This is a genomic window from Nocardioides sp., from assembly GCF_050246775.1.
Taxonomy (GTDB): Bacteria; Actinomycetota; Actinomycetes; order Propionibacteriales; family Nocardioidaceae; genus Nocardioides.
In genome coordinates, this window is record NZ_JBFWVK010000001.1 from 637,085 (window position 1) to 649,027 (window position 11,943).

General features: G+C 68.3%; 9 protein-coding genes. 7 read left to right on the forward strand and 2 right to left on the reverse strand.

Annotated elements, in window-relative coordinates; all coding sequences use genetic code 11:
• Positions 1–235 precede the first annotated feature (235 nt).
• Together AB7I40_RS03105 and AB7I40_RS03110 are read left to right on the forward strand one after the other, a co-directional pair.
• Positions 236–577: a hypothetical protein gene (locus AB7I40_RS03105; protein WP_428343581.1), complete on the forward strand. Its 342-nt coding sequence runs from the start codon at positions 236–238 to the stop codon at positions 575–577.
• A 116-nt stretch (positions 578–693) separates the two neighbouring features.
• Entirely contained in the window at positions 694–1,461 is a 768-nt protein-coding gene (locus AB7I40_RS03110; protein ID WP_428343582.1) for a hypothetical protein, read from the forward strand.
• An 11-nt stretch (positions 1,462–1,472) separates the two neighbouring features.
• Here AB7I40_RS03110 and AB7I40_RS03115 read toward each other — a convergent pair whose 3' ends face one another.
• The gene (locus AB7I40_RS03115; protein WP_428343583.1) at positions 1,473–1,853 is read right to left on the reverse strand and encodes a DUF3052 domain-containing protein; all 381 of its coding nucleotides are present in this window, start codon (positions 1,851–1,853) and stop codon (positions 1,473–1,475) included.
• A gap of 35 nt (positions 1,854–1,888) precedes the next feature.
• Between AB7I40_RS03115 and AB7I40_RS03120 the strand changes: the two genes are divergently transcribed.
• Entirely contained in the window at positions 1,889–2,596 is a 708-nt protein-coding gene (locus tag AB7I40_RS03120) for a lysoplasmalogenase (RefSeq protein WP_428343584.1), read from the forward strand.
• A 108-nt stretch (positions 2,597–2,704) separates the two neighbouring features.
• On the opposite strand, the gene AB7I40_RS03125 is transcribed toward AB7I40_RS03120, so the two are convergent.
• Positions 2,705–3,043: a LysM peptidoglycan-binding domain-containing protein gene (locus AB7I40_RS03125; protein ID WP_428343585.1), complete on the reverse strand. Its 339-nt coding sequence runs from the start codon at positions 3,041–3,043 to the stop codon at positions 2,705–2,707.
• A gap of 369 nt (positions 3,044–3,412) precedes the next feature.
• Between AB7I40_RS03125 and lexA the strand changes: the two genes are divergently transcribed.
• From lexA to AB7I40_RS03145, 4 genes are all read left to right on the forward strand, one after another.
• On the forward strand, positions 3,413–4,180 hold the full coding sequence (gene lexA, locus AB7I40_RS03130) for a transcriptional repressor LexA (protein ID WP_428343586.1): 768 nt from the start codon (positions 3,413–3,415) through the stop codon (positions 4,178–4,180).
• A 140-nt stretch (positions 4,181–4,320) separates the two neighbouring features.
• The gene (locus AB7I40_RS03135; RefSeq protein WP_428343587.1) at positions 4,321–6,261 is read left to right on the forward strand and encodes a hypothetical protein; all 1,941 of its coding nucleotides are present in this window, start codon (positions 4,321–4,323) and stop codon (positions 6,259–6,261) included.
• A 157-nt stretch (positions 6,262–6,418) separates the two neighbouring features.
• A complete protein-coding gene (locus tag AB7I40_RS03140; RefSeq protein WP_428343588.1) occupies positions 6,419–9,784 on the forward strand; it encodes a PKD domain-containing protein in 3,366 nt (1,121 codons plus the stop codon).
• Positions 9,785–9,948: 164 nt separating this feature from the next.
• Positions 9,949–11,886: a hypothetical protein gene (locus AB7I40_RS03145; protein ID WP_428347914.1), complete on the forward strand. Its 1,938-nt coding sequence runs from the start codon at positions 9,949–9,951 to the stop codon at positions 11,884–11,886.
• Positions 11,887–11,943: the final 57 nt, after the last annotated feature.

Below are 11,943 nucleotides of genomic sequence, written 5' to 3' on the forward strand. Positions count from 1 at the left end.
GTGAACTAGATGTGGATAACTACATCCGTGTAACTACTAGATGTAGTGGTAACCGTACGTGCCCACCACAAGGCTTGGCAAGCAGATCGGGGAAACGAGGCCGACTTTTTCTGCACCTCGACAAAACCGCAGGTCAGGCCACAGATGGGTGGTGAATCCGGGCGTGTCGAGAACACTCCGAGGGCGTGTCGCACCGGTGTCACGCGTGGTCCGGAGGATCGGTCACAATGGGGTGATGAGTGAGGGGTCGGGCAAGCACGCAGGAGCGCGCCGAGCCGAGCCCAGTGGCTCCGCCGCAGTCCAGTTGCCGCGCAACAACCGACGCCTCCTCCTGCTGGCCCTGGGCACCACCCTGTGCCTGGTCGCCTGGGGCTACCTCGTCTGGGCGGCCATCGACTTCGGACGTACGGCGCGTGCCGGCGACTCGGGCGCCTGGGTCTTCCTCGGCGTCGCCTCCCTGGGGGCGATCACCTGCCTGTTCGTGGGCCTGCTGCTCGTCGTACGCCTCCTGCGGGTGCTGAACCCCGGGCCCGCCGGCGCACCACCGCCGCCCGGCGGACGACGCGCCAAACGCTGAGTCGGACGAATCGGGCTGGACACCAAAAGCCACCCGATGGGGTCATTGCACCTGGTCCCCCATCCTGCGGGACTGTGGAACATCGCAACCTTCAGTGCGGCAGTCAGGAGCATGTGATGCAGCCACTCGGACCTGCACCGTCGGGATCACACAGGACCTGGCGCCTGTTCGCCCTGTTGCTGGTCCTCGCGGCCGTGGCGTCGACCGCGGGCTGCAGCTTCACGAGCGATACGGCCGACGACGAACCCACGACCCTCACCGGCATCGTCACGGTCGGCCCTCAGGAGCGACGCGCGACCGTCACGTTGACAGCCGACCTGACCTCCACCAGCAGCGTGGCCGCAACCACGGTCGCACCCGAGCCCGGCGCCAAGGCGCCCCTGGTGCGGCGCACGAAGATCGACGCGAAGAACGACAGCTTCACGATCTTCCTGAGCCGGGCACCCACCAAGAACGTGCCCGTCTCGTGGATCGTGAAGGACCTCAAGGTCCCGTCGAGCGAGTCCTCCACCGCCAGCGACACGATGTGGAAGTTCATCACGGGTCTGGTCCTGGCGTTCCTGGTGTTCGGCCTGGTGTCCATGGCGCTCACCGTCGGCTTGGGCAGGACTCCCGCGCCGGGCACGGTGGCCGACCGGGGCCTCGTCTTCGCGTCGTACCTCAAGGTCTCGGCTCTCATCGCCCTGTCCGCGATCGCTCTCATCGCCATCGTCATCGTGGCCGCCGACAACCCCAACATGAGTGCGCTGTTCACGCTGCTCGGCACGATCGCCGGCTACCTCGCCGGCACGAAGCCGCGCACGGAGGAGGACTCCCCTGCGGCACCCAAGCCTGACGGCGGCACCGATGCACAGGCCGGCAGGAGCAGTCGCACCCTCCTGTGAGCCGGTCGCCGCTACCGGTCCTTGAGGCGCCGTACGAACTTCAGCCCGGACCACACCTCGTCGATCGCGGCGACCTTGACGTCGACGACGCCGAGCGAGAGTCCGTGCACGCGCACGAAGTCGTCACTGAGATCGGTGGGCACCTTGCTGGCCTTCTTGGGCCAACACACCCAGATCATCCCGGTGGTGCTCATCCGGTCGATCAACAGGGGAAGGCGGCGGGTCAGCGTCGCCCGGGAGGTGTGGAAGGTCAGGGCGACATCGAACTGCCGCGGCAGCCGGGCATGGGTCGCGGTGAGCTCGAGGGACTCAGGGGCGTTGTCGAGGAAGACCACCAGGCCATCCTTGACGCCGATCTTCTGGGGCAACGGGGTGCCCGAATAGCCTGCCACGAGCCGCAGATTAGCGGGCAGGTTACGTTTCGGGAATGCAGCACACCTCTCGCGCGCTGACCGCCGCCTACGTGGGCGTGGCCGCGGCCGACACCTGGCTGTCCGGAATGAGTACGCCGCGCAGCCACCGCCTGCGCCGCCTCACCAAACCCGCGCTGATGCCGCTGCTCACCGCCTCCCTTCTCACCTCGGCACCGGAGCGGCCGTCGCCGCTGCGACGCACCACGCTGCTCGCCCAGGCGTTCGGCTGGGGTGGTGACGTGGCGCTGCTGAGGGACGGTGAGGCCGCGTTCTTCGCAGGCGCTGGTTCGTTCGCCGTCGGCCATGGTGCCTACATCACGGGCTTCCATCGGCTGCGCCGGACCCGGCGAGCACTGCGCGAGGAACGCGGCGTGATGCTGGTGGCCGGCATCTGGGCGGCCAGCACCCCCGCGGTCGCGCTGGCCGCCGCACGCAAGGACCCCAAGCTCGCCATCGCGGTCGTGGCCTACTCCGCCACCCTGACCACGACCCTGGTGAGCGCCATTCGCCTGGGACCGGCAGTGCGCGCCGACAGCCGCAGGCTGGCAATGGCCGGAGCCGCGCTGTTCCTGCTGTCCGATGCCATCCTGGGCGCCCGGATGTTCTTGATCGAGGACCCGCCCCCTGGGATGGAGCGTCTCGTGATGGCGACGTACACAGCGGCACAGTTGTTGCTGAGTGAGGCCGCCCGCCACGCACCGTCGATAGAAGCCATGAAATAGGAACGAGGACCGCAGGCGCTTCCCCAAGCTCTGCGGTCCTCGTCTTCCCCTGCGTATTCAGTTGTCACCCACCGGTCGGGGTCGAAGCGACCGGCAGGAGTCTGGGGACTACTCCGCTGGCACCAGCAACTGCTGGCCCGCCATCAGCATGGAGGAGTCGAGATGGTTGAGGCTCTCGATGCGCTGCACCATCGCCTGGGTCTCACCGTCGGCCGCGACGGTCGAGGCGATGTCCCACAGGGTGTCACCATCACCCACCATCACGAGGGTCGTCGGCTCCGGGGTCCCGGCCTTGTCAGTGGCCATCGAAGCGCCACCGAGCAGGATGAACGCCGTGGCAAGCACCAGCACCAGAGACACGAGGAAAACGACCAGCCGACCACGACGGGTCAGGCGAACGGTCGAAGTCGGTGCGCGGAACTGCGGGGTGATCGTCATGCTGCTCATCGGAACCTCCGGGGAAGGGGATCTGCTCTCGAGACATGTCTATCGGCGACCACCGACAATCGGATCCAGTGACCGCTCGATCACACGTTCGATCGAACACATGTTTGAAGTTAGATCATGTGTTCGAACAAATCAAGCACCACCCGAACATCTGTTCGACGGGCGTGTCGGGCCCTCGAGCCCCACGACCGATCAGTTTCATCATGGGATGTCGACGAACCTCCACTGCCCATGTCCAACTCACCACGGTCAGTGGAGGTTCGGCTGCATACCTTGATGAACCACCCCCCCCCTGGACCCCCGTCCGGGGACGACACGCCGTTCGAACAGATGTTTGAACGGGCGGGCGATTCGGTCTAGCGTGCAGCCATGACGACTTCTGGCAGTGACGGGACCATCACGGGCGGCTCATCGGCAGCCAAGACGCCGATGGCCAAGGTCAGCGAGCTCCCCGACGGTCCGCCGGACGCGACTGGCCTGACCCCGCGCCAGCAGCGCATCCTCAGCGTCATCCGCGACAACATCGAGAACCGCGGCTACCCGCCGAGCATGCGCGAGATCGGCGAGCTGGTGGGGTTGACCAGCTCCTCGAGCGTGTCGCACCAGTTGCGGGTCCTGGAGGAGAAGGGGTTCGTCCGTCGCGACCCCAACCGTCCTCGCGCGATCGAGGTCTTCCTGCCCGAGGTGATGGCCGCGCGCCGCTCCATCGGGGCCAGTGACGACCACGGTTTCGACGAGACGGGCGTCGGTGATGCGATGCCTGCGGCCACCTACGTCCCCGTGGTGGGCCGGATCGCAGCCGGTGGTCCGATCCTGGCCGAGGAGCAGATCGGTGAGATCTTCCCGCTGCCCAAGCAGCTGGTCGGCGAGGGCACCCTGTTCCTGCTCGAGGTGTCCGGCGACTCGATGATCGACGCAGCCATCTGCAACGGCGACTACGTGGTGATCAAGCAGCAGCAGCACGCCGAGAACGGCGACATCGTGGCTGCACTGCTCGACGGCGAAGCCACCGTGAAGACGTTCAAGAAGAAGGACGGACAGGTGTGGCTGATGCCCCACAACCCCGCCTACGACCCGATCGACGGCACCCACGCCAGCATCCTCGGCAAGGTCACGGCGGTGCTGCGCAAGGTCTGACCCGAGGAGCGCCCCCAGTGGACCCCTGACCCGGGCGACGTGGCCCGACTAGACCATGGTGATGCCCGATCGGGCAGACCTACTGTCGAATGCAAAGCCCGTGCCTCCGGGTCGTGCACGTCTTCTGGTCGGTGACTCCCATGCGTCATGCCTGCAGGATCGTCCTCTCCCTCATCCTCGCCGTCTGCGGGCTGTTGCTCGCGACCAGCCCCACGGTGACGGCGGTGAACTCACCACAGGGTCAACTGGTCAGCGCCACCCCGGCGACTGGCACGCCGCACGTGCTCGACGGCCGAGTGAACTCAGTCGTCCAGGTCGGCAGCATGATCATCCTCGGCGGCACCTTCACCCAAGCGCGCAACGACGGCAGCCAGACGGTGCTCACCCGGCGCGGCGTACTCGCCTTCAACGCGACCACCGGACAGATCAGCACCACCTTCAACCCGGCCCCCAACGGCGCGGTCAACGTCGTCCTGCCCACCGGTGACGGCACCTCGGTCTACGTCGGGGGAGCCTTCACCGCCATCGGCGGCGTCAACCGGAGTCGGGTCGCCCGCGTCGATGTGGCCACCGGCGCGGTCGTCGGCGCCTTCAACCCCGGCACCGTCTCCGGGGCGGTCCGCGACCTCCGCCTCGCCGGCGGGCGCCTCTGGCTCGCCGGCTCCTTCACCCGGGTCGGTGGGCAGGCGCAGGCCGTCCTGGCCACCGTCGACCCCACGAGCGGCGCCTTCCAGCCCTACATGCGAGCCAGCATCACCGGGGTCCACAACTCCGGCGCCACCCGGGTCAGCAAGATCGACATCACCCCCAACGGCACCCGGCTCATCGCCGTCGGCAACTTCGCCCAGGTCAACGGCAGCAACCGAGCCCAGGTGTTCATGCTCGACCTGAGCGGCGCAGCAGCCTCGTTGGCCAACCACGCGACGTCCTTCTACACCCCGCCCTGCGCAGCACGGGCCTTCGACAGCTACATGCGCGACGTGGACTTCTCCCCCGACGGCAGCTTCTACGTCATCTCGACCACGGGCGCGTACGGCGGCTCCGAAGGCCCCTGCGACACCACGGCTCGCTTCGAGACCGCCTCCACGGGCACCACGCTGGTGCCGTCCTGGGTGAACTACACCGGCGGCGACACGACGTACGCCGTCGAGATCACCCCGACCGCGGTGTACGTCGGTGGCCACCAGCGGTGGCAGAACAACCCGTTCGCCGGCGACCGAGCCGGCGCCGGTGCCGTCTCGCGCAGCGGCATCGCCGCCCTGGACCCGATCAACGGGCTCCCCTACTCCTGGAACCCGACCCGCGCCCGCGGAGTCGGCGTGTTCGACTTCCTCTTCACCTCCCAAGGCCTCTGGGTCGCCTCCGACACCACGGTGATCGGCCGCGTCACCCGCAGCCGTATCGCCCTCATGCCCGCGGCCGGGACCATCGTGCCGGCCATCAACACCCCGACCCTGCCCACCGACGTCTACGCCGCCGGCACCACGGGATCCAGCCTCACCCGGCGCAGCTACAACGGCACGACGGTCGGGGCCGCCAGCGCCGCTCCCACCGGCGGCCTGACCTGGAGCAACGTCCGGGGGGCCTTCATGCTCAACGGCAATCTCTACACCGCCTGGTCCGACGGCTCCTTCACCCGGCGCAGCTTCAACGGCACCTCGTACGGCGCTGCCGTGGCGGTGGACACCTCCGACGAGATCGTGCGACTGACTGACTGGGCCACCGACATCCAGCAGTCCACGGGCATGTTCTACGACTCCGGTCGGATCTACTTCACCCGCAGCGGTTCGAACCAGCTGTTCTACCGCTACTTCACCCCGGAGAGCGACGTGGTCGGTGCCAAGCGGCTGGTGGCCAGCTCCGGGGTGGCCGGAGTCGACTTCACGCAGGTGCGCAGCATGTTCACCACCGGGACCGCCTTCTACTGGGCAACCCCCGACGGTGTCCTGCACCGGGCGAACTGGGTGACCGGAGCCCAGTCCGGCGCGCCGGTGGCCGGCACCGCGACCAACGTCTCGGGGCCCGGGATCGACCAGAACTCCTGGGTGGCGCGGGCACTGTTCCTCTTCCAGGGGGCGTAGTCCTCATGTCCCTTACCGAGGCCCTGGGGTCGTCTAGTCAATTGAGCGCGATGAACAGGCGAGGGTGGGTCATGGTCTTGGTGGAGGGCCTTACGTACCTTCGAAGGTGAGGCCGGGGGGTCCGTCCTCGCGGCTGCACCAAACGTGGGGACGTTTCATGATCCGTCGGTATCTCTCTCTGTCCGCCTGCGCATTGATGGCGCTGTCCGGGCTGCTGTTCGTGTCCACCCCGGCAGCCACCGCGGTCAGCTCGCCCGAGGGCAAGCTGGTCAGCGCGACCCCGGCCACCTTCACACCAGGGGTGCAGAACGGGGCGGTCAACTCGATCGTGCAGGTCGGCGACCAGATCATCCTGGGCGGCACGTTCACCTCGGTGAAGCCCAGCGGGTCCAACCAGACCGCGATCACCCGCAACCGTCTGGTGGCCTTCAACGCCACCACCGGCCAGATCAGCTCCACGTTCAACCCGGCCCCCAACGGTGAGGTCACCGTCGTGCTGCCCGCCGCCGACGGGACCTCGGTCTACGTGGGCGGCAGCTTCACGACCATCGGCGGAGTCAGCAAGACCCGGCTGGCCAAGGTGCGCGTCTCCGACGGCGCGGTCCTCACGACCTTCAACGCCGGCACCATCCCCGCCACCGTCAAGGACCTCCGGCTGAGCAACGGCCGCCTGTGGGTGGCCGGCACCTTCACGAAGGTCGGCAAGGGCACCCAGGGCGCGCTCACGACCCTCGACCCGCTCACCGGTGCCGCCCAGACCTACATGACGCTGCCCGTGACCGGGATCCACAACTCCGGCGTCACCAGCGTGAACAAGATCGACATCAGCCCCGACGGCACCAAGCTCGTCGCGATCGGCAACTTCAACGAGCTGGCGGGCGTCGTCCACCAGCAGGTCTTCATGCTCGACCTGACCGGGGCGAGCGCCGCGGTCGCCGACTGGAACACCACCTTCTACGCCCCGCCGTGTGCGGCAGGCGCGTTCGACACCTACATGCGCGACCTCGACTTCTCCCCCGACGGCAGCTTCTTCGTGCTGACGACCACCGGGGCCTACGGAGGCCAGGACTCGCCGTGCGACACCCAGTCGCGCTGGGAGTCCAACGCCACGGGCACCGACGTGCGCGCCTCGTGGGTCGACACCACCGGTGGCGACACGACGTACGCCGTCGAGGTCACCCCGTCGGCCGTGTACGTCGGCGGCCACATGCGCTGGGAGAACAACTCCTTCGCCGGTGACACCCCCGGCCCCGGCGCCGTGTCCCGCGAAGGCATCGCAGCCCTCGACCCGATCAACGGGCTCCCGCTCTCCTGGAACCCCACCCGCACCCGCGGGGTCGGCGTCTTCGACTTCCTCTTCACCTCGCAGGGCCTCTGGGTGGGCTCGGACACCTCCGGCATCGGCGGCTCCGCCCGCGCCCGCATCGCCCTGATGCCCGCCAACGGCACCACCATCCCGGCCATCACCACCCCGACCCTGCCCAACGACATCTACCTCGCCGGCCAGGGCGGCCAGGCCACCGACCCGAGCGTGCTCTACCGGGTCAATGCCGCCGGCCCCAGCCTGCCTGCGGACACCGGCATCGACTGGGCGGCCGACACCGATGCCTCGCCGAGCCCCTACCACAACGGCGGTATGAACCGAGCCGGCTACGGCACCGTCCCGACCCTGGACGCCAGCGTTCCCGCCGGCACCCCGCGCGAGGTGTTCAGCACCGAGCTGTGGGACGGCGGCGGCGACCCCGAGGAGCAGTGGGACTTCCCGGTCACAGCCGGCACCCCGCTCCAGGTGAACCTCTACTTCGCCAACCGGTGCTCCTGCACCGCAGGGGTCGGCCAGCGGATCTTCAACGTCGACATCGACGGAACCCGCAAGATCACCAACCTCGACCTGGTGGCCGAGAAGGGGCACGACGTCGGGTTCGTGCGCAGCTTCACCATCACCAGTGACGGCAACGTCGACATCGACCTGAGCCACGTGGTGGAGAACCCGTTGCTGAACGGTGTCGAGATCCGCCAGACCAACGTGCCGCCCGCCTCCGGTGCCACCATCCAGCGCCGCAACTACAACAACGGCACTGTCGGCTCCACCACGCAGGTCTCCAGCGGTGCCCTGAACTGGAACACCGTGCGCGGAGCATTCATGCTCAACGGCAAGCTCTACACCGCTTGGGCCGACGGCACGTTCACCCGCCAGAGCTTCGACGGCACGGCGTACGGCGCCCCCGTCGCGGTGGACACCTCCAGCAGGATCACCCCGCTGACCGACTGGATCAGCGACATCCAGTCGGCCACCGGCATGTTCTACGACTCCGGACGGATCTACTTCACCCGCAGCGGCTCGAGCCAGCTGTTCTACCGCTACTTCACTCCCGAGAGCGACGTCATCGGAGCCAAGCGGTTCGTGGCCAGCGACAGCGTCGCGGGCCTGGACTTCAGCTCGGTGCGCGGCATGTTCACCACCGGCGACGCCCTCTACTGGGCCACCCAGGACGGCGTCCTGCACCGCACCGACTGGACCGGCGGACCCTTCAACGCAGCTCCCGTGCCCGGCAGCAGCACCGCCGTCTCGGGTCCCGGCATCGACGGCAACTCCTGGTCGGCCAAGGCGCTGTTCATCTACCAGGACGCCAACCGCACCAACGCCGGTACGGCGCCGACGGCCGCGTTCACCGCCTCCTGCTCGGGACCGACCTGCACCTTCGACGCCTCGGCCTCGGCCGGGTTCGGTCGCAGCATCGCCAGCTATGACTGGGACTTCGGTGACACCACGACCGGCAGCGGGGCAGCGCCGAGCCACACCTACGACGGGGCCGGCACCCGCACGGTGACGCTCACCGTGACCGACACCGCCGGCACCACGGGCACCATCAGTCATGAGGTGAACCCGAAGGCGACCGCACCTGCGGTGAGCTTCGTCGGCGCCAACCACACCGACGGGTCCCGCTCAGCGCACACGGTGACGATCCCGGCAGGGGTCCAGGCCGGGGACACGCTGGTGCTCTTCATGACCGCCAACAAGTCGACGGCCACCATCCTGGCGCCGGCTGGCTGGACCGAGCTGCAGAGCAGCACCACCTCAGGCCTGCAGGCCCGGGCCTGGACCCGCACGGCCACCGCGGCCAGCGCCGGGTCGACGGTCACCGTCACGACCAACTCCGCACTCAAGTCCAACCTGACCCTCGGCGCCTACCGCGGTGGCGGCGGAGCATCCATCTCGGCCTCGACGGCCGCGGTGCAGACGACCAGCACCACGTCGCACACATCGCCCTCGGTGGCGGTGACCCAGCCAGGATCCTGGCTGGTGACCTACTTCGGTGACAAGTCCGCGGGCGGTCAGACCTGGACGACACCGGCCGGGCAGACCCTGCGGTCCACCGGCGCACTGACCGGTTCGAGCTCGACGAGCGGGATCCTCGTGGACTCCGCGGTGAACGTGGGCACCCGTGGGGGGCTGCTCTCGACCACCAGCGTCGCGTCCGGCAAGACGGCCATGTTCTCGGTGGTGATCCAAGACAACTGAACACCACCTAGGGACCCCAGCCCGGGGAAGGCTGGGGTCCCCAAGGGTGATCGAGCCATCGAAATCCTTCGATGGCCTGGCTAATCTGGCCAGCAATCGTGCCCGGGGGGGACAACACGCTCTCTCCTGCGCGCACTCGAACGATGAAGATTCGGTGGGGGATCATGCGTCGCGTTTCACGTCTTACTCTGGCTGCCCTCGTGGGGATCGGCAGCCTGATGCTTGCGGTGCCGACGGCCACAGCCGCCGACACGCAACCGGGGCACCTGGTTGCCGCGAGCCCTGCGGCGAAGACGCCGCAGGTGCTCAACGGTCGGGTGCTCTCGATCGTCCAGGTCGGCGACACCATCGTGCTGGGCGGCAGCTTCACGCAGGTCCGCGACAGCGGTGGCCACGCCACCGTGGCGCGCAACGGGCTGGTGGCCTTCAGCGCCACCACCGGGATCATCAGCAACGCCTTCGACCCGGCACCCAACGCTGCTGTCCGGGTGGTCCTGCCAGCGGGCGACGGCACCTCGGTCTACGTCGCTGGTGACTTCACCTCGATCGGTGGTGTGACGCGCAGTCGCCTGGCCAAGGTCCGGGTCTCCGACGGCGCCGTGACCGCGGCGTTCAACGCCGGCGAGATCCCGGCCGCGGTCAAGGATCTCCGCCTGACCGGTGGACGCCTCTGGGTCGCCGGCAACTTCGCAACCGTCGCGGGCCAGGCCCGCCCGGCGCTGGCCACGGTGGACCCCACCACAGGTGCCCTGTTGCCGTACTTCGCGTCCACGATCACCGGCGTGCACAACGCCGGCACCACCAACGTCGCCAAGATCGACGTCACCCCGGACGGCACCCGGCTGCTCGCGATCGGCAACTTCGCCAAGATCGGCGGCGTCACCCGTTCGCAGCTGTTCATGCTCAACCTGACCGGCAGCTCGGCCACCCTGGCCAACTACGCCACGAGCTTCTACACCCCCTCGTGCCGGGCGAAGGCCTTCGACACCTACCTCCGCGACCTCGACATCTCCCCCGACGGCACGTTCTACGTCGTCTCGACCACGGGCGGCTACGGCGGCCCGACGTCGCCGTGCGACACCACCGCCCGGTTCGAGACCGGCGCCAGCGGCACCGCCGTCCAGCCCACGTGGGTCGACAGCACCGGCGGTGACACGACGTACGCCGTGGAGGTCACCGACTCGGTGGTCTACGTGGGGGGCCACATGCGGTGGCAGAACAATGCCTACAAGAGCAACGCGCCGGGTCCCGGAGCGGTCTCACGCAAGGGCATCGGCGCGTTGGAGCCCTCCAACGGCCTTCCCTACAGCTGGAACCCGACTCGCACGCGCGGCGTCGGCGTCTTCGACTTCCTCCACACCGACCAGGGGCTGTGGGTCGGCTCGGACACCACCCGGATCGGCGGCGCCGTGCGCCAGCGTGTCGCCCTGATGCCCAGCGCCGGCGGCACCGTGATCGCGGGCCTCAAGCGGCCCGTCCTGCCTGCGAATGTCTACCTCGGCAGCGACAAGTGGAAGACCCTGGCACGCCGGAGCTTCACCGGCAACACCGCCGGCGGCACCGCCTCGGCACCTCGTGGCGGAATGACGTGGAGCAACGTCCGCGGCGCCTTCATGATCAACGGCAAGGTCTACCTGGCGCGCTCCAACGGCACCTTCATCCGGCGTACCTTCAACGGGTCCAGCTATGGCGCTCCGGTGCTCGTCGACACCGCCGACGAGCTGAGCCCCCTGACCACGTGGGCTGCCGACATCAAGAAGATGACCGGGATGTTCTACGACTCCGGGCGCATCTACTTCACCCGCAGTGGCAGCACCAGCCTGTTCTACCGCTACTTCAACCCCCAGAGCGACGTCGTCGGCACTCGCCGGCTCGTGGCCAGCGGCAGCGTCGCCGGCGTGCACTTCGGTGGCGTGCGCGGCATGTTCCTGGCCGGCCAGACGCTGTACTTCGTCAACGCCAAGGGGACGCTCTATCGCGCCACCTGGGCCGACCGAGCGGTTGCGGGTGCCCCCGTCGCCCACACCTCGCATGCAGTGTCAGGACCCACCATCGACCGCAAGTCGTGGACTGCGAGCGCGTTGTTCGTCTACCAAGGCTGATCGGGGCCGGGCCGACCCCGGACACCGAAGTGGCCTAGACATGTCATGGCCAGATCC